The organism is Luedemannella flava (genome assembly GCF_039528515.1).
GTDB lineage: Bacteria > Actinomycetota > Actinomycetes > Mycobacteriales > Micromonosporaceae > Luedemannella > Luedemannella flava.
In genome coordinates, this window is sequence record NZ_BAAALT010000050.1 from 17,573 (window position 1) to 40,248 (window position 22,676).

The window sequence follows — 22,676 nt, forward strand, 5'->3', positions numbered from 1 at the left end:
TGCAGAAGTCGACTTTTGCAGCGCGACGCGGCGCGGCGTGGGGCACGCGGGACGCGGTCAGGGGGCGGGGCGGAGGACGCGGGTGTCCGTGACGATTGCCGTGACCAGGGCGGCGGGGGTTACGTCGAAGGCGGGGTTGATCGCGCGGGCCCCGGGAGGGGTGCTGCGGGTGGTGCCGAAGTGGAGGACCTCGTCGGCGGCGCGGTCCTCGATCTCGACCGAGTCGCCGGACGGGGTGTGCTCGTCGACCGTCGACTCGGGCGCCACGACGATGAACGGGATGCCGGCCGCCCTCGCGCCGAGCGCGTGCGCGTAGCTGCCCACCTTGTTGATCACGTCGCCGTTCGCGCAGACCCGGTCGGCGCCGAGGATCACCGCGTCGACCTCACCGCGGGCCATGAGGAACGGCCCCGCCCCGTCGACCGCCACCCGGTAGTCGATGCCGAGCCGGCCCAGCTCCCACGCGGTGAGCCGGGCGCCCTGCAGCAGTGGCCGGGTCTCGCTGGCGATGACGCCGCCGAGCCCGCCGCGCCGGTGCAGCTCCGCGACCACGCCGAGCGCCGTCCCGCCGGTGACGGTGGCCAGCCCACCGGTGTTGCAGTGCGTCAGCAGCCGCGGCGAGGACCCGCACAGCTCCGTCACGAGGTCCGCACCGAGCGAAGCCATCGCGGCCGAGCTGGTCACCTCCGCGTCGCGCAGCGCCAACGCGGCCTCGAGGACGGCCTCCGGCCCGGTGGCCAGAGCGGCGGCGGCGAGCCGCACCCCACGGGCCAGGTTCACCGCCGTGGGCCGCGCGGTCTCCAGCCGGAGTACGGCCGACGACAGCGCGTCGGGCTCCCCGGCGAACTCGCGCGCGGCGATCGCGACCCCGAACGCGCCGGCCACCCCGATCGCGGGCGCGCCCCGCACGGCGAGCCGCTGGATCGCGTCGATCACCTCGTCGACGGTGCTGAGCCGGAGGGTCCGTTCCGTGTCCGGCAACGCGGTCTGGTCGATGATCTCTACCGCGCCGTCCACCCAGTCGATCGTCCGCATGCGCACACGCTACCTAGAACCGGGGCAGCAGCGCGGCGGCCGCACTCGCCAGCAGCGGGCTCACGATGACCAGACCGGCCTGCATCTCGCCGAGCGTCGTGTGGTCGAGGCCGAGGATCTGTTCGAGCTTGGCCCGGTCCTCGGCGGCGACGAGCCGATGAACAGCAGCAGGCTGCCCAGCAGTTGCAGGACCCGCTTGAGCGGGCACTGAGGGCGCGCGGCGGATAGAACACAGTGGACGCGCGAGCGGGTGCGACCCACGCCCCCTGGGCCGCGGCCTCATCGGCAAGCCCGAACTGCTGCGTGGGTACGTGTGTCATCGCCGCGCACCATACCGAGATGGACGTGGCGGCGGGTGGGGACGGTCTACGGTGGGAGGCATGGCCACCCGTGATCCGGTCGCTGACCTGCAACGCATCGCGTTCCTGCTGGAGACGGCGAACGAGGCGACCTACCGCGTCCGCGCGTTCCGCTCGGCGGCCGCGACCCTGACGAAGCTGTCCGCCGAGGAGATCGCGTCGCGGGCGGCGGCGGGCACACTGACGAAGCTGGCCGGGGTCGGCACCGTGACGGCCCGGTGCGTCGAGGAGTCGCTGGCCGGCGAGGAGCCCGTCTACCTGCGTCGACTGCTCGCCACGGAGGGTTCCGATGTGGACGGGGCGACGGCCGCGCTGCGCAAGGCGCTGCGCGGCGACTGCCACACGCACTCGGAGTGGTCGGACGGCTCGGCGCCGATCGAGGAGATGGCGATGGCCGCCCTCGGCCTGGGCCACGAGTACCTGGTGCTGACCGACCACTCGCCGCGCCTGACGGTGGCCAACGGGCTGACGGCCAGCCGCCTGCGCGAGCAGCTCGACGTGGTCGCCGCGCTCAACGAGACGTTCGCGGCCGCGGACACCACGTTCCGCATCCTCACGGGCATCGAGGTGGACATCCTCGCGGACGGCTCGCTGGATCAGAAGGACGACCTGCTCGCCCAGCTCGACGTGGTGGTCGGCTCGATCCACAGCAACCTCGCCGACGAGCCGGACGTGATGACCCGCCGCATGCTGGCCGCCGTCCGCAACCCGCACCTGGACATCCTCGGCCACTGCACGGGCCGCAAGCTCGCCACGACCGGCGGCGACAAGGGCCACCGGGGCCGTGGCCGGCCGGAGAGCCGGTTCGACGCCCTGGCCGTCTTCGCGGCGTGCGCCGAGCACGACAAGGCCGTCGAGATCAACAGTCGCCCCGACCGGCTCGACCCGCCGAAGCGCCTGCTGCGGCTGGCCGTCGAGGCGGGCTGCCGGTTCGCGATCGACACCGACGCGCACGCCCCCGGCCAGCTCGACTGGCAGCTGGTGGGCTGCACGCGGGCGGTGGCCAGCGGCGTCGACCCGGTCCGCGTGGTCAACACGATGCGGGCCGACGACCTGCTCGCCTGGACGGCTAGGCACGCCTAGGCGTGCGTTGGGACAGCGCGACCCCGGCGAGGACGATGACCGCGCCCACCGGCTCGTACCAGCTGAGGTGCTCGCGCAGGACCGCGATGCCGATGATGGTCGACACGACCGGGATCACGTAGGTGACCGTGGCCGACGTGGTCGGCCCGGCGAGCCGGATGACCCGGAAGTTCAGCGCGAACGCGACCCCGGTGCCCAGGGCGCCGAGCGCGAGGATGCTGCCGGTCACCTCGGGCGTCAGCGTCGAGGGACGCGGCGGGGCGCCCGCGAGCAGCGGCGCGATGACGATCAGCTGCACGGTGGCCGCGACGAGCTGTCCGCCGGCGAGCGCGAGGCCCGACTCGGGTCGCTCTTTCATGATCTTTCTGGTGTACGGGAGGGCGACGCTGTAACACGCGGCCGCCCCGAGGCACATGAGCTGGCCGGCGAGCTCCCCGCCGCCGACACCCCGCCACACGCCGAGGACCACGAGGACGCCGACGAACCCGACGGCCAGGCCGATGATGCGTTCGCGCGTCGGCCGCTCGGACGGCATGAACAGCAGGATGACGATCAGCACGAGCAGGGGCGTGGTGCCGTTCCAGATGCCGGCGAGGATCGATGAGATGCGCTGCTCGCCGTACCCGAAGAGGGTGAACGGGATGACGTTGCCGATGAACGCGAGCAGCGCCAGTTGCCCCCACAGGCGCTTGTCGGTGGGCAGCCGGTCGCGGGTGACGAGCAGCAGCACGACGAGGACCAGCGCGCCGGCCGCACAGCGACCCAGCGTCAGGTATATGGGTGCGACGCCGCCCTCGACCGCGACCTTGATGAAGAGGAAGCTCGCGCCCCACAGCACGGCAAGGGCCCCGTACGCCGGAAGCCATGCCCGGGCGTCGACCGCCGGGCGTTCGGTAAGGACCGCACTCGTCACGACGCCTATCCTGCAGGTTACGTGCGACAGAGCGCGCGCCCTTTTCCCGCGTCCGGCGGTAAGTTGCACGAATGGGAAGAACAGATGACATCGCCGACGGATACGTCGACGCGTGGGCCGCTCTCGATCCGGTCGGCGCGACGTCGGTCGGCATCTCCGGCCACGATGACAAGCTGACCGACCTCTCCCCCGACGGGTTCGCCGCCCTCGCCGAGCTGGACCGGCGTACTCTCCAGGATCTTTCCGCGGTCGAACCCGCTGACGAACGCGAACGCGTCGCCAAGGAGGCGATGTCCGAGCGCCTGGGACTCGCCCTGGCCCGGTACGACGCCGGCGAGCTGACCAGCGAGATCAACGTGATCTCCAGCGCGCTGCACGCCACCCGGGGCGTGTTCGACCTCATGCCGCTGTCGGGCAACGACGCGGCCGCGAACATCGCCGCCCGGATGGCGGCCTTCCCGGCGGCGGTCGCCGAGTTCACCGAGACGGTGCGGGACGCGGCCGCGCGCGGGCACGTGTCGGCCCGCCACCAGATGCTCGAGATGGCCAAGCAGTGCGACAGCTGGAGCGACCCGGCCCGGGACAACTTCTGGCCGGGCCTGGTCGAGCGGGTGCGCGCCGAAGGCGACGTGCCCGCGTCGCTGGGCCGCGACCTCGACGCCGCCGCGGCCGCCGCCACCGAGGCCACCGCCGGGTTCGCCGCGTTCCTGCGCGACGAGCTCGCCCCGCAGGGCCGCGCGAAGCAGGCCGTCGGCCGCGACCGCTACAGACTCGCCTCGCAGTACTTCCTCGGCGCCAGGGTCGACCTCGACGAGACCTACGCGTGGGGCTTCGAGGAGCTGGCCCGGCTGGAGACCGAGATGCGGGCCACCGCCGACCGGATCGTCCCGGGCGGCACGGTGGACGAGGCCGTGGCGGCGCTCGACGCCGACCCGGCGCGCAACATCCCCGGCAAGGAGGCCTTCCGCGAGTGGATGCAGCAGCTCGCCCAGAAGGCGGTCGACGAGCTGGCCGGCACCCACTTCGACATCCCTGAGCAGGTGCGCCGCATCGAATGCATGATCGCGCCGACGAGCGACGGCGGCGTCTACTACACGGGCCCGAGCGAGGACTTCTCCCGGCCGGGCCGGATGTGGTGGGCCGTGCCGGAGGGCATCGACGCGTTCTCCACCTGGCGCGAGGTGACCACCGTCTACCACGAGGGTGTGCCCGGCCATCACCTGCAGGTCGCCCAGACGGTCGTCCGCAAGGAGCTGCTCAACCGTTGGCAGCGCCTGCTCTGCTGGGTCTCCGGCCACGGCGAGGGCTGGGCCCTGTACGCCGAGCGCCTCATGGACGAGCTGGGCTACCTCGACGACCCGGGCGACAAGCTCGGCATGCTCGACGCGCAGACGTTCCGCGCGAGCCGCGTCATCGTCGACATCGGCATGCACCTGGAGCTGGAGATCCCGCGCGACAACCCGTTCGGCTTCCACCCGGGCGAGCGCTGGACGCCGGAGCTGGGCTGGGAGTTCCTGCGGGCGCACACCCGCATGGAGGACGAGCTGCTGCGCTTCGAGCTCAACCGGTACCTGGGCTGGCCCGGCCAGGCCCCGTCGTACAAGGTGGGCGAGCGCATCTGGCTGCAGGCCCGCGCCGACGCCGAGGCCCGCAAGGGCGCCGACTTCGACCTCAAGGCGTTCCACCGGGCGGCCCTCGACCTGGGCGCCCTCGGCCTGGACCCGCTGCGCGCGGCCCTGGCCCGCATCTGAGCACCGCCGGTCGCGGCGCGTCCCGGTGAGCCGGGCGCGCCGCGACCTAGAATCGCCCCGGGACCCCTCCTGATCTATGGAGGGTCCGTGCCGCTGCTCAGCATCGTGATCCCGATCCACGGCGTCGAGCCCTACCTGCGGCAGTGCCTCGACTCGGTCCTGGGCCAGGCCTTCACGGACTTCGAGGTCGTCGCCGTCGACGACGCGTCCCCCGACAACTGCGGAAACATCCTTCAGGAGTACGCCGCACGCGACCCGCGCGTCCGCGTCGTCCGCCGCTCGTCGGCCGGTGACGCGGGGCCCGCCCGGGGCGCCGGCTTCGCCGTCGCGACCGGTGACCACGTCTGGTTCGTCGACGGCGACGACTGGCTCGCCGACGGCGCGCTCGAGGCGATCGCCGGACGGTTGCGGGAGACGTCGGCCGACATGCTGTGCTTCGACGCCGTCTACCGCGCGGCCACGGACACCGTCGAGCGCTTCCGGCCGCCCGCGGCCGTGCCCGAGCCGTTCCGGTTCGCCGACTGGCCGGGCGCGTTCAACAGCGCGAAGGCGTGGTGCCGGGTCGTCAGCCGCGACCTGGTGGTGCGCGCCGGGTCGCCGTTCCACGCCGGGGCGTTCGAGGACCTGCCCTTCACGTTCGCGCTGCTCCTGGCGGCGCGACGGATCGCGGTGCTCCCCCGGGTGTGCTACTTCTACCGCGCCGACCGGCCGACCTCCACCATGAACACCGGCAGCGACCGCAAGCTCGCCGTCGTCACCCAGTTCTCCCGCGTCTTCGATCAGCTCGACCGTGCGGGCGTGCCGGCCGACGACCCGCTGCGGGAGGTCGTGCTCCACCGGATGATCACGCTAGGCTGGTCGGTCCCCGGCGACCGGAGCCTGCCGCTGCCGGCCCGGCGGGCACTGCTGCGCGGGCTGTCCGAGGAGTTCCGCCGGCGCTGCAGCGTCCACCTCCGGGGAAGCATCCGGGACCGGCTGCGGCGGCGGATGGTCGTGCACGACATGTGGTGGGCCCACCGTGTCTGGTGCGCGGGCGCGGCGGCCCGCGACCTGGTCCGCAGGTCGTAGGGGCGGCCCGTGCCAGCGCTCAGCGTGATCGTGCCGGTCCACGGCGTCGAGCCCTACCTGCGGCAGTGCCTCGACTCGGTCCTCACCCAGTCGTTCACCGACCTGGAACTGATCGCCGTCGACGACGCCTCCCCCGACAACTGCGGACAGATCCTCGACGGGTACGCCACCCGCGACCCGCGCGTACGCGTGATCCACCTCGATCGCAACGTCGGCCAGGGGCCGGCCCGGGGGGCCGGGTTCGCGACCGCGACGGGCGACTACGTCTGGTTCATCGACAGCGACGACTGGCTCGCCGAGGGCGCGGTCGCCGCCATCCTGGACCGGATCCGCGCCACGGCGGCCGACATGCTTCTCCTCGACAGCGCTTTCGTCGCCGGCGGCGAGTCGACGGTCCACCCGATGCAGCCGCCCCCGGGCGTACCCGAGGTGTTCCGGTTTCTCGACTGGCCGGGGGCCTTCCACAACCCGGCCCCGTGGACCCGTGTGGTCACCCGGGAGCTGGTCGTCCGTGCCGGGCTGCCGTTCCATCCCGGCTGGCACCAGGATGTCCCGTTCACGTTCGCGCTGCTCGTCGCCGCGCAACGCATCGCCCTGCTGCGACGGGTCTGCTACTTCTACCGCACGGGCCGGCCCGGGTCGATCACGGCGAAGCCGGCGGAGGCCCGCTGCCGGATGTTGATCGAGCAGTCCCGTCGGGTCTACGAGCACCTCGACAGCAGACGACTGCCGCCCGACGACCCGCTCCGCGGCGTCGCGACGCAGTGGCTCGTCCTGCGCGGCTTTGTCGGGTCGGCGCAACCCGACCTGCCGGCGCCCGTACGCCGGGCGATCTTCGCTCAGTTCGCCGCCGCGTACCGCCGCCACGGCCGCGCCACGCCGGCGATCGGCCTGGGGGACGCCGTCCGGCGGCGCGTCCTCGGCAGCGGGTCCTGGTGGACCTACCGCGCCTACGCCGCGGCCGGCGCGACCAGGCGCCTGATCCGGAGGTCGCCTACCGGTCGAGGCTGAGCTTCATGCCCGGGGTGCTGAGCTCGTCGCCCTGGACGAGCGCGAGGTGCACCGTGACGTCGGTGAGCTCGAACGCGTCGCCGAGCGGCGGGACGGCGGTCGGCGTGATGGTGATCTCGACGCCGCCGAGCTTGCCGGTGAGGCTGGTGACGAAGACCGTGGCGCCGCCGATGGTCAGCGAGTCCGCGGTCATCACGCTGCCGTTGCCGGTCAGCCGGACGGCGGCCGTCCGCAACGTGCCGGAGCGCAGTTCCAGCGTGGTCTTGGTCGCCCCGGTGGCGGTGCTGAGGACGGCGACGCCGGCGTAGGTCAGGTCCTTCACGGTGAGCTTCGCGGTGGTGAGGACGGAGTCCTTCACCGCGACGACGTTGCCGGCGAGGGTCGTCTTCGGCAGCGTCATGGTCGGTGGGGCCGTGGTGACCGGCGCGGACGTCGTGGCCGGCCCGGACGTGGTCGACGGGGCGGACGTGTCGTCCGGCGCGCCGGTCGTCCGGGGCGCGGACGTGGTCCCGGGCACCGCGGTCGACGGCGCGGTGGTCCCGGGCGCGCCGGTCGGCTCGGTGGCCGTGGTCGGCGCGGCCCCGGTGGGCGTCGCCGTGGGCTCCTCGGTGCTGTCTCCGGCGACCTCGCCGAGCAGCCAGGCCACGAGCGGCGTCGGCTCGACGCCGGCCGCGTTCGCCGTGCCGGAGCCGCTGAGCGCACCGGCGGCCACCGCCGCGACGATCAGCGCCGGCACCACGATCAGCGACAGCGTACGGCCGGGCCACTGTGCGTTCGGCCGGGCGCCGTTCGCGGGGCGCGACTCGTCGGGCGCGGCGTAGTGCCGCGGCGCCGGCGGCTGCGCGGCCGTGGGCGAGTCGGCGGACGCGCCAGGGCTGTCGGACGCGCCGAACCACGGCAGGACGCCGTTGTCACTGCCGTGGTTCGCGCTGTCCACAGTGGTGTCCGCCGGGGCGTCCACCTGATGGTCGTCATCCGACGAGGGGTCCGCCTGGTCCGCCGGCGCGGCCGCGGGCCGCACCGGCGCCCAGGCGAAGGCGAGCGCGCCACCGATCATGCCGAACAGCATGCCGCAGCCGAGCCCGCCGAAGTTGAGGCCGACGAAGGAGTACAGCGCCGTGACCGTGCCGATGGCGCTGTAGAAGATGCGCTGCTGCGGGGTGAACCACAGCAACAGCCCGGACAGCAGCATGAGCAGCGGCAGCAGGTACGACAGGAAGCCCTCGACGCCCACATGGATCTGCAGGCCGTTGAGGTCCATGTGGCTGCTGAACAACAGCAACAGCCCGGAGAGGACGAAGAAGAGCCCGCCCCAGAAGGGTCGGCTCCGCCGCCACTGTCGGAAGGTCAGCCGTGTCCGGCCGGACTCACGGCGTCCCGCTGCTGTCTTACCCATCACGCCTGCTCCTAGCTCGCGCTCTGTCCTGACCTACTGACCGGGGAAGGTCAGTCCTCGAAGCACTCGACCGCGTCGTCGCCGGTGAGGACCTTCATGGAGAGCCCGTTGAGGGCGAAGGTGCCGGCGGTCGTCGAGTAGGCCTTCTGCTCCAGATCGGTGATCTTGACGCCGGCGGCGTTCTGGGCGAACGTGCCGGTCAGGAGCTTGCTGCCGCTGACCTCGCCGCCGTCCGCACCAATGTTGATGTTGGTGAAGGTGGCGTTGCCGGACAGCTCGGTCATGCCGATGACCAGGTTGGTCGCCGACGCGGGGGTCGACTTGCCGGCCTCGATGCGCAGGACGATCTTGAGGCCGGGGAAGAGCGGGCTGGACGCGTCGACCGACTGGCACATGTTCTTCAGCGTGGCCGACTTGATCACCGACGTGGCGACCGGGATCTTCGAGCCGTCCTTGGCGACCGTCTCGTACCCGCCAAACTGGGCGAAGCCCTGTCCGTCCAGTTCGGAGGCCGAGACCTTGAACTGCTCGCCGGAGATGTTGAAGGAGGCGGCGATCGCGCCGTTGGCAACGCCGAAGACCAGGGCGCCGGCGACGACGGTCGCCCCGCCCATCACGGCGGCGAACCGGCGCCACCGCGTGCGGCCGACAGCCGCGTTGTTCGAGTCCGTCATGCGGAACTCCTTCTTGCTTGGTGGCACGCCGCGACGAGCGACGAGCATCGTCGAACGATGACCACAGCTTGGGACGTAGATCGACGCCGAGTACGTCGGCGCAGGTGGGCCAGATGCTCTCGCGGCGAACCCGGCGGTAACAAGAGGGGGGTGGCACGCGTGTCACCTTGCACCCGCGCCATGATCACGCAGCGTGAGGTGACGTTGGTTACTTGCTAGTAACCAATTCGGACCATTGCCCTGTCGAAGGCCAAACGATCACTGTGAGCGGGCCCACACGTGTTACTCAACGGTAGAGTTACGGTCCGGTAACAATCTTGAGGTAGGCCTCAGGTCCTCCACCGTTCGGCCGATCCAGGCGCCGGTTGTTCAGCCGTTGAGCCAGGAATCGTTGGCACCAACGGTGATGAGGCGGTGCGTCGCCCGCGTCAGGGCGACATAGAGCACCCGCACGCCGGCCGCCGACTCGGCCGCCAGCTCCTCGGGCGCGACGACGAGCACCGCGTCGTACTCCATGCCCTTGGCCTGCATGCCGTCGACGACCTGCAGGCGGCCGTCGGGCCGCAACCACCCCGCCACCTCGGGCCGCCGCGCCGCCGTGCTGATCACGCCGACCGTGCCGTCGACGGCCGCGAGCAGCTCGTCGACCGCCGCGCGCGACGCGGCCACCAGGTCGGTCACCTCGCGGTGCTCCGGGACCGCGCCGGTGCGGCGCACCGCGACCGGCAGGTCCGCGTCGGGCACGGCGCGGCGCACGACAGGCGCCGCGAACTCGAAGATCTCGGCGGGGTTGCGGTAGTTCGTGCCCAGGTGGAAGCGGCGCACGCGCTTGCCGCGCAGCGCGTCGTCGCGGGCCGCGCGGGCCTCGGCCAGGTCCGGCCAGGCGCTCTGCGCGGCGTCGCCGACGATCGTCCAACTGGCGTACTGGCCGCGGCGGCCCAGCATGCGCCACTGCATCGGGGAGACGTCCTGCGCCTCGTCGAGCAGCACGTGGGCGTACCCGTCGTAGTTGTCGGGGCGCACGTAGCGCTCGCGGGACGCGAACTCGCGGTCGGCCGCGCTGGTCAGCTCGCGGACGCCGTCGATGAGCAGGTACGGGTCCTTCTTGCGGGGCGGGGCCGGCGGCTCGCCGAGCATGGTGCGCAGCTCGTCGAGCAGGGCGATGTCGGCCACGGACGGGTCCTCGCGCACGGTCGACCACGAGCGGGCGAGCGGCGACACCTCGGCGGGGGACAGGTCGCGGCCGCCGACGCGGGCGAGCCGCTTCGGGTCGGCCAGCGAGGCGAGGACGTCCAGCGGCGTCCGGACCGGCCACCAGCGCGGCACGAAGTCGACGAAGGCGTCCGAGTCGGCCACGTCCTCGTTGAACCGCGCCCGCTCCCACGACACACCCTGGGGCCGCGCCGCCCAGGCCGCGTCGAGCAGCGCCCGGCGCACCTCCTGGCGGGCCGCGTTGGCCCGCTGCACCCGGCCGCCGACGTGGCGACGGACGTTGGCCAGCTCCCGCTCGCGCACCCGCAGCACCTGGCCGCCGAAGACCACCCGCAGCTCGCGGGGCGCGTCCGTGGGGGCCTCGCGCACGGCGCGGCGCAGGATCCCCCGCATCCGCAGCGCGCCCTTGATGCCCGCGAGCGCGGGCGGGTCGAGCCGCTGCGACCGCACGCCGTCCATCACGGCGCCCAGCGACCGGAGTTCGACCGTCTCCTCGCCCAGCGACGGCAGCACGCGCTCCACATAGGACATGAACACGGCCGACGGGCCGACCAGCAGCACGCCGCCGCCCTCGAACCGGCGCCGGTCGCGGTAGAGCAGGTGCGCCGCCCGGTGCAGCGCCACCGCCGTCTTGCCCGTGCCCGGGCCGCCCTCGATGATCGTCACGCCGCCGGCGGGGGCGCGGATCGCCTCGTCCTGCTCGCGCTGGATCGTCGCCACGATGTCGCGCATCCGGGTGCTCTTCGCGCGGGCGAGGCTCGCGATCAGGGCGCCGTCGCCCACCGCCGTGACCGACACCCCGGCCGCCTCGGCGCCCGCGAGGTCGAGCAGGTCGTCCTCCACGTCGAGCACCTTCGGGCCGTCCGAACGGATCACCCGGCGGCGCGCGACGCCCAGCGGCTGCTCGGCCGTGGCCTGGTAGAACGGCGCCGCCCCCGGCGCGCGCCAGTCGATGACCAGCGGCTGGTGCTCGTCGTCGCGCATCCCGAGCCGGCCGACGTGGCGCACCTCACCATCGACGAGGTCGAGCCGCCCGAAGACCAGTCCCTCGTACTCCGCGTCGAGGGCCCGCAGTCGCTGCGCCGCGTGGTGCACCATCGCGTCGCGCTCGACCAGGGACCCGGGCGTACGCGCGTGCGCGATCCCGAACCCCTCCCGGTGCGTACGCTCCGCCTCCTCGCGCACCGCGTCGAGGCGCGCGTACACCTTGTCGACGTGGCGCTGCTCACGTTCGATCTCGGCCTGCCGGACCGACTCGGTGGGCTGCACGGCTTCGGGCACGGCGAGGGACCTCTTTCCGGTGGGGGCGCGACCCTTGATTGTCCGTCATGCCATCGGATGCCCGCGCCCGTGACCTCGATCTCTTAAGGGGTAATCCCGATAGTTGTTCTGTCAACGGACGAGTACGGTTCCGTTTCGTGCAACGCATCCCCCGGTGGCTCCGCCTCATCATCGCCGTGGCCACAGTGGCCGCCGTGATGCTGACGCTGCGTGGCAAGCTCCCGGACGCCGGCGAGTTGCTCGCCGCACTGCGTTCCGCCAACCCCTTCTGGCTGCTCGTGGCCGCCGTCGCCGAGGCGCTCTCGCTGCGCGCGTTCGCCCGCCAGCAGAAGCGCCTGCTGCTGGCCTTCGGCGTCGAGACCACGATGCCCCGCGCCATGGCGCTGACCGTGAGCCGCTCGGCGATCGCCATCGGCCTGCCGGCCGGTTCGGCCGTTTCGTCCGGTTTCGCGTACAAGCAGTTCCGCACGTGGGGGGCGAGCCGCCAGACCGCCACCACGGTCATGATCCTCTCCGGGCTCATCTCGTTTGCCGGCCTGGCCGCGCTCTACCTCACCGGCGCGGTCGCGCACCTGCTCAGCGGCCTCGGCGACGTGGTGCACGCCCACCCGGACGAGGCCGGCGCGCTCGGCGTCCTCGCCGCCGTCATCGGCGTGGCCGCCATCGGCAGCCTGCTCACCCGTGACCGGACCGCGAGGTCCGCGTCGGTCGCCGCCGAGAACGCCGTCGCCCCCACCGGGTGGCTGGCTACCAAGATCTTCCCGGTACGGTCGGCACTTCGCGCCGCGGGCGCCGTCCCGTGGCGGCACTGGCACCTCGCGCTGCTGTGCGCCGTACTCTCCTGGGTCGCGGACCTGGCGTGTCTCCTGGCCGCAACCCAGGCGTTCCACCTGCCGCTCGGCTTCTTCGACCTGGCCGCGCCCTACCTGGCGATCCAGCTCATCCGGCAGGTTCCGGTGACCCCCGGCGGCATCGGCCTCATCGAGGCGAGCCTGCTCACGGCCCTCGTGTCGGCGGGGGCCGCGCAGGCGCCGGCCGCCGCCGCCGTGCTCGGCTACCGCCTGTTCTCCTGCTGGCTGATCCTGCCCGCCGGGCTGGTGACGTGGTTCGCCATCCGGCGCAGCGAGCGCCGGTGGCGGGTCCCCGAGGCGGCGCCCCTGGCCGATCCGGTGGCCAGCTAGCCCTGGTGCAGCTTCTGGGTCGGCGAGATCCGCACAATCACGCGCTGCTCGCCCGGCTTGCGGAACGGGTAGCTGTCCTTGCCCAGGTACTTCTTCGCGAGCTTGTCGATGTGCGCGTCCGCGCCCTCCTCGACCAGCTCGGCGGTGCCCTTCACCCAGAGCGTGCGCCAGTCGTCGGACTTGTCCACGATCGAGACCGCCACGTGCGGGTCGCGCCGCAGGCTCTCGTACTTGGCCCGACCCTTGGCCGTGTTGATCAGAATGTGCACCCCGTCGGTGTCCACCCAGACAGGTGTGACGTGTGGCGCCCCATCGGAATCTATGACTGCGAGGTGGGCCAACTGGGGCTCGCTGAGCAGGGCGACGTCGGCGTCGGTCAGTGTTGCCATGCCTCGGACCCTACGCCGGTGGGTTGGCTCGTGATGCCAGGTTCGCGTCCCGACGGATACCTTTGCGTATGCGCAACCGGGGCTTCGGGTCGACCGCGGCGTGGCTGGTCCTCGTGGGGCTCCTCCAGGCCGCCGCGCTCCTCGCCGTCTGGCGGTTCTCCGTCCGCACGGCGCACGGGCAGCTCGTCGACACGGCCGCGCTGGTCGGCAACACGATCGGCCACGACACGGTCGAGCCGCTCGTCTCCCGGGTGCTCGACGCCGTGTCGGTCGCCTCGCTGGCCGCCGCGACCGCCGTCATCGTGCTCATCGCCCTGGCCCGCGGCCGGGTGCTGCTCGCCCTCGTCGCCGGCGGCCTCATCGCCGGCGCCAACGTGACGTCGCAGCTGCTCAAACACGCGCTCTACCGGCCCGACTTCGGCATCGACCCCGGCCGCGAGGCGGTCGGCAACAGCCTGCCCAGCGGCCACACCACGGTCGCCGCGTCGGTGGCCGTCGCGCTCGTCCTCGTGCTGCCCGTCGCGATGCGCGGCGTGGCGGGCGTGGCCGGCGCGGCCTACGCGGCGCTCGCCGGTGTCGCCACGATGTCCGCCGGCTGGCACCGGCCCAGCGACGCGGTCGCCGCACTCCTGATCGTCGGCTGCTGGGCCGCGCTGGGCGGGCTCGTCCTGCTCGTCGGTCAGCGGCGCGACGAGGCGGCGGTCGAGGCGCGCCGCACCAACGTCCTGGCCGCGGCCAGCCTGGGGCTGGTCGGCGTGTTCGCGCTGGCGGTCGCGGTCGGCGCGCTGAACTGGGCCGACTCCGGGCTGGTGAACCCGCCGGAGGAGATGACGCGCAAGCAGCTGTTCCTCGTCTACGCGGGCAGCGCCGCGGCCATCACCGCCACGGCCGCGCTCATGATGGCCGCCGTCCTGGCGACCGTGCACCGCGTGGTCCCGCCACGGCCGGAGCACGTCCCGGCGCTGGTGGCCGCCGCACAGTAAGCGGTGCGCTACCTAGCGGTCCGGCCCTGCTCCGCGGCGGCCGTGCAAGGAAGCCCGGCCCGCTCGGCAGACGGTGGGGCGGCCGACGCCGGTCCCCTGAGCGCGCGGGCAACCTACGCGGCGCGGGTCTGCTCAGCGGTGCGCCGGTCGGCGCTGGCGGTCGCGGGTGGCGGTGCCGGGAAACGGAGCAGCGCGGCCGTGCCCTCGGCCGGGTCCGCCGGGGCGTCGAACCGGACGCTCCAGCGGCGCGTTCCGTCCGCGCGGGCGCCGGGCGGGGTGCCCTCCTCGCCGAGCCGGCGCAGGGCCAGCAGGATCAGATAACCCGCGACGAGTACGCCGTGACTGGCCAGTCGGGTCCACTCGACCCGGCCGCTGAGCGCGTCACCGACGCTCACCAGCGCCAGCACGGCCAGGAACGCGGTCAGGATCGGCAGACTCCCGGCCGGCCGCGTCCGCCGCACCGAGATCCACAAAAACGCCGCCCCGATCGCGACATTCCAGGCAGCTGACTCATGCCACAGATGCCCCGCGGTAACCCCACCGCCCGCCCCCACATGCCAGTGATCCGCCGACGCACTCCCGATCTGCGCCACCCCGAGCAGCAACTGCGCCGCCCCCAACCCACCCAACCCCCACCACAACCCACTCACCCACCGCCCGCCGCTCTTTTCGGCGTTCGGACCGTCAGGAACGTTATCCGGGGCGGAATTCCGGGCGGAACGGTCCAAACGTCGGCCGGGAGGGGCGGAAGGGGCGGGCGCGGCGGCGAGGATGGTCGCGAGGGTTTCGGGGGCGAGGGTGGGGGGTGGTTGCGCTGGGCGGAGGCGGGACAGGCGGGTTACCGTCGCGGCCGCGTCGTACCAGGTGGCGCAGGGCGGGCACGCGGATACGTGGGCGTCCGTCAGCGACGCGTCGATCGGTTCCGATTCGCCGTCCAGGCGGGCGGACAGTGCCTCACGAAATTCCTCGCACCCCATGCACCCATAGTCGTCGCCGCGTCCAGTGTGGTTCCCACCAGGGACGAAGTTGTCACGCGTGGGCGTTGGGCGGGTCGCGGTGGCATGCACTACCCTGACCGGATGCCAGGGACGCGCATCGATGACTCTGAGATCACTCAGCTGGCGCTGGCAGCCGGGCGCGGTGACCGCGGGGCCGCGGGTGCCTTCGTCGCCGCGACCCAGTCCGACCTGCTCCGCTTCCTGGCGTACCTGGTCGGGGCCGGGCTGGCCGAGGACCTGGCCCAGGAGACGTACCTGCGGGCGATGCGGGCACTGCCCGGGTTCGCCGGGCTCTCCGGCGCGCGCACGTGGCTGCTCTCCATCGCCCGGCGCGTCGCGGTCGACCACATCCGCCACGTGACCCGCCGGCCCCGGGCGGCCGACCTGGCCGACTGGCAGTCGGCGGCCGAGGCCACCGCGGGCGGCCAGCGGGCCGGTTTCGAGGACGGGGTGCTCCTCATCGACCTCGTCCGCGCGCTGCCCGACGACCGGCGCGAGGCGTTCGTGGCCACCCAGCTGCTCGGCATGAGCTACGAGGAGGCCGCCGAGGTCTGCGAGTGCCCGATCGGCACCATCCGGTCGCGGGTGGCCCGCGCCCGCGCCGACCTCGCGGCCGCGCTCGACGGCACCGGCGTCGGACGCACCCGCCGGATCGGCTGACGTTTCACCCTTCCGGCATCACATAGGACATGATTCGGGTATAACCGCCCACTCGACTTGACGGCTGCCGTGACGCGTTCGTTATCTTCATCGTCGGCCCTGCCGCCCCCGAGAAGGATGGTCACGTGAGCGACCGCTACTCCGCCCGACACGGCGGCCGGATCACACCGCGCCAGCGACGCGCCCGTTCCCGCAGGCTCGGCCGGCTGGCGGCCACGCTCACCGTGGCCGGCCTGCTCGTCGGCGGGGCCGGGGCCGTTCTGCGCGTCACCGCGGCGCCGGCGACCCAGACCGCCGCTCCCAGCACGTACTCCCTGGGGTCCTTCGCGGACCCGGAGCGGACCGCGGACCGTGCCGACCGCGGCAGTGCCCGCGGGACGGCGGCGGCGCCCGCGACCGGCGGCAAGGTCGTCGCGAGCGGCACCTGCGACGTGTCGTTCTACGACGAGCCGCAGGGCACCGCGAGCGGCGAGGCGTTCGACCCGACGGCGCTCACGGCGGCCCACCGCACGCTGCCGTTCGACACCCGGGTGCGGGTCACCAACCCGTCCACCGGGAAGTCCGTCGTGGTCCGGATCAACGACCGTGGTCCGGCCCTCGAGGACCGCTGCCTGGACCTGTCGGCAGCCGCGTTCTCCAGGATCGCCAGGGCGTCGGACGGCGTGGTCCGGGTCACGTTCGAGGTGCTCGCCAACTGACCGCTAAGACCCCCTCAGCGGGGTCTTACTCGTAGGTAGGGGCTTCGCCTAAGGCGTCCGACCGAACGGGTCGAAGCGGCCGCCGCCCGGTCACCTTCAGGTCCGGCGGATCAGCAAAACGACCACGTTCCGGCATGCTGAAGGGGCAAGCTTCGCCCTGATGGACGAGAGAATGTCGTGGCCAGAGAACCGCTGAACCCGGAGGCGCGCGCCGGCCTCGCCGCGGCCGGCGCTCTCATCGTGTTCGTCACCGGGTTCGAGATCTTCGACGGTCCGATGCTGCACTACGCCGGCTGGCTGTCCGCCGCCCCGTTCCTCGCCGCCTCGTTCGTCCGCTGGCGGTACGTGGTGACGATCGGCGCGATCTGCACCGCGCTCACGCTGGCCTTCAGCCTCGTCGACCCGGACGGCTTCGACCTGTACGGGGTGATCCGGGTGACCGCCATGGTCCTCGCCACGGCGGTGGCCGTCGCGGTGAGCATGGTGCGCCAACGCCAGGAGGAGCGGTACGCGGAGCTCTCCCGGCTGGTCGCCATCGCCCAGGAGGCGGTGCTGCGCCCCATCGGCCCGCAGATCGGCCAGCTCACCGTCGCCGGCCGGTACGTGTCCGCGAGCGCGGCGGCCGACATCGGCGGCGACCTCTACGAGGCGGTCGAGACGCGGTACGGCGTACGCATGATCATCGGGGACGTGCGGGGCAAGGGCATCGACGCGATCCGCCTCGCGATCAACGTCCTCGGGTCGTTCCGGCACGCGGCCTTCGAACGGGCCGAGCTGCGCGCCATCGTCGCCGACCTCGACCACGCCGTGGTCCGCTCCGTCGGCGAGGAGGACTTCGTCACCGCCGCCGTCATCGAGGAGCGCGGCGGCACCCTCTCGGTCTACAACTGCGGCCACCCGGCGCCCCTGCTCCTGCGGCGCGGCCAGGTCATCCCGCTCGACCCGCCGGCACCCGCGCCGCCGCTCGGCTTCGGGCCGGTGCCGCAGGTGCGCACCGAGCGTCTCGAGCCCGGCGACCGCCTGCTGCTCTACACCGACGGCCTGGCCGAGGCCCGCCGGGCCGGCGAGTTCTTCCCGACCACCGACCGGGCCTGGGCCCTGCTCGGCCACGGCACCGTCGAGCACGGCCTCGCCTCGCTGGAGAGCGCGCTGACCGAGTGGGTCCGCGGCCGCCTCGACGACGACATCGCGCTGCTCCTGCTGGAGTACACGGGCGCCCGTCCGCCCGCGGAGCCCACGGTGCCGAGCTGGGAGATCGCCGGCACACCACCCCCGTCCCCGGTCGCCCGACGCCCCGCCGAACCGACCCCGGTCGTCAGCCCCGGCGCAGCGAAGGCAGGCTGACCGGCAACGGAATCGCGTACCGCGCCCGGTGACGCCCGACGTAGTTTTTCGGATAGTGCGGCGCGAACAGCGACTGGAAGAACGACATCATGAACTGCCAACGAACGCGATTCACGTCCGGTGTCGTCCCCTTTAGACGGATACGGTGACCCGCCCGACTGTCCACAGGGCACCGACTTATGCACAGGGCGACTCCCGAACGCGCCCGCAGCGGCAACGATGACCCCATGCCACGCCGTCCCCACCGCCCACCCGCCTTACGCGGCCGCCTCTTCCACGGCCCCACCGCCGTCGCGAACGGGCTCCTGACCAGGGCCGCGTTGCGCAGCAGCGCCTGGCGCTCCGTGATACGGGGCGTCTACGTCGACTCATCCGTGCCGCCCACTCACGAGCTACGGTGCCGGGCCGTCGCGGCCTTCGCACTGTCGGCGGACGGAGTGATCACCGGACGGTCCGCGGCCACGCTCCTCGGACCGGGCCTGAGCGGGTGCGACGATCCGGTGGAGGCTCTCATGCCGCCGGGTCTTGTCTCACGGGTTGAAGGGTTGGTGCCGCACAAGGCTCGGGTGGATCCGTCCGACGTGTGCGTAGTGCGGGGCACGCGGGTCACCACGCCACCGAGAACCTGCTGGGACCTGGCCCAATGGTGTTCCGTCGAGGAGGCGGTCGTCCTCGTTGACCGCTTCCTGCGGGACCGGCTTGTTACCCCAGCCGAACTACGGACGTATGTCGCAAAGCGACGAAGGACGCTCGGACCTCGCGGAGCGCGCCGCTGTGACCGGGTTATCGCCCTCGCCGACGGTCGGGCGGAGTCGCCGCAGGAGTCCCGGCTGCGGCTGGCCATCGTGCTCGGGGGTCTGCCCACACCGGAGGTGCAGTGGGAGATTCGCGACGAGTCCGGCTTCGTCGCCCGCGTGGATCTCGCCTACCCCCGGTGGCGCATCGCGATCGAGTACGACGGCGCCTGGCACGCCACGACGGAGCAGCTCCAACGAGATCGCCGCCGCCTCAACCGCCTCCAGGCCGCCGGCTGGCTGATCATCCACGTAACAGCGGACACCCTGCGCTCCAACCGCCCCACCCTCCTCCACGAAATCCGCGGCGCGATCTCCGCCCGGCGGTGATCAACTCTGCAAAGGTCGACCTTCGGTGGTTATATGGGCCGCCATTCGGTGCAGAAGTCGACTTTTGCAGCAGGGAGGGCGCGGAGCGCCCTCAGGGTGTGACGTGGATCACACGCGGGCGGTTACCGGGGGGTAATAGAGTGGGTTACTCGTGAGTAACCGCGTCGCAGAGGGGATCCCGGCCATGAGCCATTACAAGAGCAACCGGCGTGACCTGGAGTTCAACCTCTTCGAGGTCTTTGGCGCTGATCAAGTGCTCGGCACCGGACCGTACTCCGAGATCGATGGGGAGACGGCCCGGAGCATTCTCGAGGAGATGGAGCGGATCGCGAGGGACATCCTCGCGCCGAGCTACGCGGTCTCCGACCGGAACCCGCCCGTGTTCGACCCGAACACCTTCACCGCGCCGCTGCCGCAGGCGTTCAAGGACTCGTACCACACGTTCATGGGCAGCGAGTTCTGGCGCATGGACCTACCCGCCGACCTGGGCGGCACGAACGCGCCCCGGATGCTGTGGTGGTCGCTGGCCGAGATGATCCTCGGCGCGAACGCCCCCATCTGGATGTACGCGTCCGGCCCGAGCTTCGCGCACACCCTCTACCGCGAGGGCACGCCGGAGCAGAAGAAGTGGGCGCAGATCTTCGTCGACAAGCAGTGGGGCTCGACGATGGTGCTGACCGAGCCGGACGCCGGCTCGGACGTGGGCGCGGGGCGCACGAAGGCGTTCCCGCAGGCCGACGGCTCCTGGCACATCGAGGGCGTGAAGCGCTTCATCACGTCCGGCGAGCACGACCTGACCGACAACATCATCCACTACGTGCTCGCCCGGCCGGTCGACACGGAGGGCGCGGGCGGCCCGGGCACGAAGGGCCTGAGCCTGTTCGTCGTACCGAAGATCCACTTTGACCCGGAGACCGGCGAGCTGGGCGAGCGCAACGGCGTCTACGCGACGAACGTCGAGCACAAGATGGGCATCAAGGTCTCGAACACCTGCGAGCTGACCTTCGGTCAGCACGGCGTTCCGGCCAAGGGCTGGCTGATGGGCGAGGTGCACGAGGGCATCCGCCAGATGTTCATGATCATCGAGTACGCCCGGATGATGGTGGGCACGAAGGCGATCGCGACCCTGTCGACGGGCTACCTCAACGCCCTCGAGTACGCGAAGTCGCGCGTGCAGGGCGCCGACCTGGTCGAGAACGCCAACAAGGCGGCCCCCCGGGTGACGATCACCCACCACCCGGACGTGCGCCGCTCGCTGGCCCTGCAGAAGGCGTACGCGGAGGGCCTGCGCGCCCTGGTCTGCTACACGTCAAGCTGGCAGGACAAGATGCGCATCGCCCTGGACGCGGGCGACGAGAAGGCCGCCAGGCACGCCGAGAAGGTCAACGACCTGCTGCTGCCGCTGGTCAAGGGCGTCGGCTCGGAGCGGGCGTACGAGCTGCTGGGTCACGAGTCGCTGCAGACGTTCGGCGGTTCGGGCTTCCTGCAGGACTACCCGCTGGAGCAGTACGTCCGCGACTCGAAGATCGACACGCTCTACGAGGGCACCACGGCCATCCAGAGCCTCGACCTGATCTTCCGGAAGATCGTCAAGAACAACGGCAAGGCCCTCATGACGGTCGCCGGCGAGATCCAGGCCTTCCTGGACGCCGAGGCCGGCAACGGGCAGCTCAAGGAGGAGCGCCTGGCGCTCGGCACCGCCCTGGCCGACGTGCAGGCCATGCTCGGCACGATGCTCGGCTGGCTCGGCGCCGTGCAGGCCGGCGAGACCCGCGAGCTGTACAAGGTGGGGCTGAGCTCCCGCCGGGTGCTGCTCGCCCTCGGTGACCTGGTGGTCGGCTGGCTGCTGCAGAAGCAGGCCGAGGTCGCGCTGGCGGCCCTGGGCCGCGGCGGCCTGTCCGACGCGGACAAGAACTTCTACGAGGGCAAGGTCGCCTCGGCCCGGTTCTTCGCCCGCGAGGTGCTCCCGCGCCTGAGCAGCGACAAGGTCATCGTGGAGCGCACCACGCTCGACGTGATGGACCTGCCGGAAGAGGCGTTCTGACGGCCCGTCGGGTCGGCCCGGTGGGGGCAGGTCCGGCGGTGTCATAACTGAGGGGCGGCACGCGCGCGTGCCGCCCCTCAGTGTCTCTCTATCTGCGCGAAGCTTTCGGCGTGCGGAGGGTCAGGCCTCCGCACGGGCGGTGTGGCTGCCGACGAGGGCCGCCTCCGACCAGGACGACCACAAGGCGTCCGAGGTGTGCACGGCGAGCCCGCAGGTGCGCAGGCCGTCGTCGTCGGCGTGGGCCGGGTCGAGCTGGGCCGACAACTGTGACACGGTCGGGTTGTGCCCGATCAGCAGCACGGTCGGCATGGTGTCGTCGATCTCGGTGACGAGGCCGAGCAGGTCGTCGACGTCGCCGGTGTAGACGGCGCGCTCGTAGATGACGACGGGGGCGGCGCTCAGCCCGAGGGCGACGCCGTGCCAGGTCTCGCGGGTGCGCCGGGCCGGGGAGCAGATCACCAGATCCGGCAGGATCGCCTTCGCGGCCAGCCAGGCGCCGGCGGCGGTCGCGTCCGCGTGGCCGCGGGGCGTCAACGGACGGTCGAGGTCCGCGACGCCCGGCGGGTTGTCCGCCTTGGCGTGCCGCAGGATGGCGAGCGTCCGGATGGTCACCCGATCATCGTGCACCGTCGGGGGACACTGTCAGGACGCCGCGCCGTCTCGGTCTGGTCACGGTACGGCGAACACAAACCATCGTTCAGGCGTACAGGGCGAAGTAAATCGCGACATGGTGGCAGATTGCGGCGACCAGTGTGCAGGCGTGGAAGAACTCGTGGTGGCCGAAGACGGTGGGCCACGGGTTGGGCCGGCGCAGCGCGTAGAACACCGCGCCGACGCTGTACGCGGCGCCGCCGACGAGCAGCAGCACCAGGGCCGCGACGCCGCCGCGGTGCAGCAGGTCGGGCAGCACGGCCACGGCGACCCAGCCCAGCGCGAGGTAGAGCGGCGCGGACACCCAGCGCGGCCCGTGCGGCCAGGCGAGCTTCATGATCACGCCGCCCAGCGCGCCGGTCCACACGATGGCGAGCAGGACGGTCGCCTTCGTGGGGGAGAGCAGCAGCACGCAGAACGGCGTGTACGTGCCCGCGATGAAGACGAAGATCATGGTGTGGTCGAGCCGGCGCATGATCTGGTAGCCGCGCGGGCTCCACACGCGACGGTGGTAGAGCGCGCTCGTGCCGAACAGCGCGCACACCGTGATGCTGTAGATGGCGCAGCTCACCAGCGGCGCCACGCCCGGCCGCGCGGCGGCGAGCGAGCACAGCACCATGCCGCACACCGCGGCGGCGAAGAACGCGTACGCGTGCAGCCAGCCGCGCATCCGCGGCTTGCCCAGGTCAACGGGGCGCAGTCGGATAGGGGATAGCGTCGTCACGCCCGACATCTTACGGTTACGGAACCGTAAGTTACCAGCTAGTAGTGACTGTTTTCACCGCCACTCCCCGTCCGGATCTCCCGTTATGGCGCCGCAA

20 protein-coding genes and 2 pseudogenes are annotated in these 22,676 nt (G+C 72.2%); 11 read left to right on the forward strand and 11 right to left on the reverse strand.

Annotation, left to right across the window (positions count from 1 at the left end; translation table 11 throughout):
- Positions 1–57: 57 nt before the first annotated feature.
- Together mtnA and ABD211_RS09875 are read right to left on the reverse strand one after the other, a co-directional pair.
- Complete coding sequence (gene mtnA, locus ABD211_RS09870; protein ID WP_344128570.1) at positions 58–1,035, reverse strand: S-methyl-5-thioribose-1-phosphate isomerase; 978 nt, start codon at positions 1,033–1,035, stop codon at positions 58–60.
- A 13-nt stretch (positions 1,036–1,048) separates the two neighbouring features.
- The gene (locus ABD211_RS09875; protein ID WP_344128571.1) at positions 1,049–1,243 is read right to left on the reverse strand and encodes a hypothetical protein; all 195 of its coding nucleotides are present in this window, start codon (positions 1,241–1,243) and stop codon (positions 1,049–1,051) included.
- 172 nt (positions 1,244–1,415) lie between these two features.
- On the opposite strand from ABD211_RS09875, the gene ABD211_RS09880 reads away from it, so the two are divergent.
- Positions 1,416–2,477, forward strand: a complete 1,062-nt coding sequence (locus ABD211_RS09880) for a PHP domain-containing protein (RefSeq protein ID WP_344128573.1) — start codon at positions 1,416–1,418, stop codon at positions 2,475–2,477.
- On the opposite strand, the gene ABD211_RS09885 is transcribed toward ABD211_RS09880, so the two are convergent.
- Positions 2,464–3,390 (reverse strand): DMT family transporter, encoded by a 927-nt coding sequence (locus ABD211_RS09885; RefSeq protein WP_344128575.1) that lies wholly within the window; start codon positions 3,388–3,390, stop codon positions 2,464–2,466. The two genes, ABD211_RS09880 and ABD211_RS09885, sit on opposite strands and share 14 nt — an antisense overlap.
- 71 nt (positions 3,391–3,461) lie before the next feature.
- Here ABD211_RS09885 and ABD211_RS09890 point away from each other — a divergent pair, with 71 nt between their 5' ends.
- The 3 genes from ABD211_RS09890 (at position 3,462) to ABD211_RS09900 (ending at position 7,220) form a co-directional block, all read left to right on the forward strand.
- Complete coding sequence (locus tag ABD211_RS09890) at positions 3,462–5,141, forward strand: DUF885 domain-containing protein (RefSeq protein ID WP_344128577.1); 1,680 nt, start codon at positions 3,462–3,464, stop codon at positions 5,139–5,141.
- A gap of 87 nt (positions 5,142–5,228) precedes the next feature.
- Positions 5,229–6,209: a glycosyltransferase family 2 protein gene (locus ABD211_RS09895; protein WP_344128579.1), complete on the forward strand. Its 981-nt coding sequence runs from the start codon at positions 5,229–5,231 to the stop codon at positions 6,207–6,209.
- Between the two features lie 9 nt (positions 6,210–6,218).
- Positions 6,219–7,220, forward strand: coding sequence for a glycosyltransferase family 2 protein (locus ABD211_RS09900; protein WP_344128581.1), 1,002 nt, complete (start codon positions 6,219–6,221; stop codon positions 7,218–7,220).
- On the opposite strand, the gene ABD211_RS09905 is transcribed toward ABD211_RS09900, so the two are convergent.
- The 3 genes from ABD211_RS09905 to ABD211_RS09915 form a co-directional block, all read right to left on the reverse strand.
- Positions 7,204–8,616, reverse strand: a complete 1,413-nt coding sequence (locus ABD211_RS09905; RefSeq protein WP_344128583.1) for a DUF6114 domain-containing protein — start codon at positions 8,614–8,616, stop codon at positions 7,204–7,206. The two genes, ABD211_RS09900 and ABD211_RS09905, sit on opposite strands and share 17 nt — an antisense overlap.
- 50 nt (positions 8,617–8,666) lie before the next feature.
- On the reverse strand, positions 8,667–9,290 hold the full coding sequence (locus ABD211_RS09910) for a DUF6230 family protein (protein ID WP_344128584.1): 624 nt from the start codon (positions 9,288–9,290) through the stop codon (positions 8,667–8,669).
- A gap of 369 nt (positions 9,291–9,659) precedes the next feature.
- The gene (locus ABD211_RS09915; protein WP_344128586.1) at positions 9,660–11,783 is read right to left on the reverse strand and encodes a HelD family protein; all 2,124 of its coding nucleotides are present in this window, start codon (positions 11,781–11,783) and stop codon (positions 9,660–9,662) included.
- Positions 11,784–11,920: 137 nt separating this feature from the next.
- Here ABD211_RS09915 and ABD211_RS09920 point away from each other — a divergent pair, with 137 nt between their 5' ends.
- Positions 11,921–12,964 (forward strand): lysylphosphatidylglycerol synthase transmembrane domain-containing protein, encoded by a 1,044-nt coding sequence (locus tag ABD211_RS09920; RefSeq protein WP_344128588.1) that lies wholly within the window; start codon positions 11,921–11,923, stop codon positions 12,962–12,964.
- Here ABD211_RS09920 and ABD211_RS09925 read toward each other — a convergent pair.
- A complete protein-coding gene (locus ABD211_RS09925) occupies positions 12,961–13,353 on the reverse strand; it encodes a PPOX class F420-dependent oxidoreductase (RefSeq protein WP_344128589.1) in 393 nt (130 codons plus the stop codon). The genes ABD211_RS09920 and ABD211_RS09925 overlap by 4 nt on opposite strands.
- 62 nt (positions 13,354–13,415) lie before the next feature.
- On the opposite strand from ABD211_RS09925, the gene ABD211_RS09930 reads away from it, so the two are divergent.
- Positions 13,416–14,336: a phosphatase PAP2 family protein gene (locus ABD211_RS09930; RefSeq protein ID WP_425560388.1), complete on the forward strand. Its 921-nt coding sequence runs from the start codon at positions 13,416–13,418 to the stop codon at positions 14,334–14,336.
- Positions 14,337–14,449: 113 nt separating this feature from the next.
- Here the strand turns inward: ABD211_RS09930 and ABD211_RS09935 are convergent, their stop codons facing one another.
- Positions 14,450–14,797, reverse strand: coding sequence for a hypothetical protein (locus ABD211_RS09935; RefSeq protein WP_344128593.1), 348 nt, complete (start codon positions 14,795–14,797; stop codon positions 14,450–14,452).
- A gap of 417 nt (positions 14,798–15,214) precedes the next feature.
- A pseudogene (locus ABD211_RS33870) lies at positions 15,215–15,313 on the reverse strand (zf-HC2 domain-containing protein); the annotation flags it as partial.
- A gap of 102 nt (positions 15,314–15,415) precedes the next feature.
- Here ABD211_RS33870 and ABD211_RS09940 point away from each other — a divergent pair.
- From ABD211_RS09940 to ABD211_RS09960, 5 genes and pseudogenes are all read left to right on the forward strand, one after another.
- The gene (locus ABD211_RS09940) at positions 15,416–15,994 is read left to right on the forward strand and encodes a sigma-70 family RNA polymerase sigma factor (protein WP_344128594.1); all 579 of its coding nucleotides are present in this window, start codon (positions 15,416–15,418) and stop codon (positions 15,992–15,994) included.
- Positions 15,995–16,119: 125 nt separating this feature from the next.
- Positions 16,120–16,692, forward strand: coding sequence for a septal ring lytic transglycosylase RlpA family protein (locus tag ABD211_RS09945; protein WP_344128596.1), 573 nt, complete (start codon positions 16,120–16,122; stop codon positions 16,690–16,692).
- A gap of 177 nt (positions 16,693–16,869) precedes the next feature.
- Positions 16,870–17,958: pseudogene (locus tag ABD211_RS09950) on the forward strand (PP2C family protein-serine/threonine phosphatase); the annotation flags it as partial.
- A 668-nt stretch (positions 17,959–18,626) separates the two neighbouring features.
- Positions 18,627–19,160 carry an endonuclease domain-containing protein gene (locus ABD211_RS09955; RefSeq protein WP_344128600.1) on the forward strand — a complete coding sequence of 178 codons (534 nt, stop codon included), beginning with the start codon at positions 18,627–18,629 and terminating at the stop codon, positions 19,158–19,160.
- Positions 19,161–19,344: 184 nt separating this feature from the next.
- Positions 19,345–21,204, forward strand: coding sequence for an acyl-CoA dehydrogenase (locus ABD211_RS09960; RefSeq protein ID WP_344128602.1), 1,860 nt, complete (start codon positions 19,345–19,347; stop codon positions 21,202–21,204).
- Between the two features lie 120 nt (positions 21,205–21,324).
- Here ABD211_RS09960 and ABD211_RS09965 read toward each other — a convergent pair whose 3' ends face one another.
- Both ABD211_RS09965 and trhA read right to left on the reverse strand, forming a co-directional pair.
- The gene (locus ABD211_RS09965; RefSeq protein WP_425560389.1) at positions 21,325–21,831 is read right to left on the reverse strand and encodes a SixA phosphatase family protein; all 507 of its coding nucleotides are present in this window, start codon (positions 21,829–21,831) and stop codon (positions 21,325–21,327) included.
- A gap of 70 nt (positions 21,832–21,901) precedes the next feature.
- Entirely contained in the window at positions 21,902–22,579 is a 678-nt protein-coding gene (trhA, locus tag ABD211_RS09970) for a PAQR family membrane homeostasis protein TrhA (protein WP_344128606.1), read from the reverse strand.
- Between the last annotated feature and the right edge of the window lie 97 nt (positions 22,580–22,676).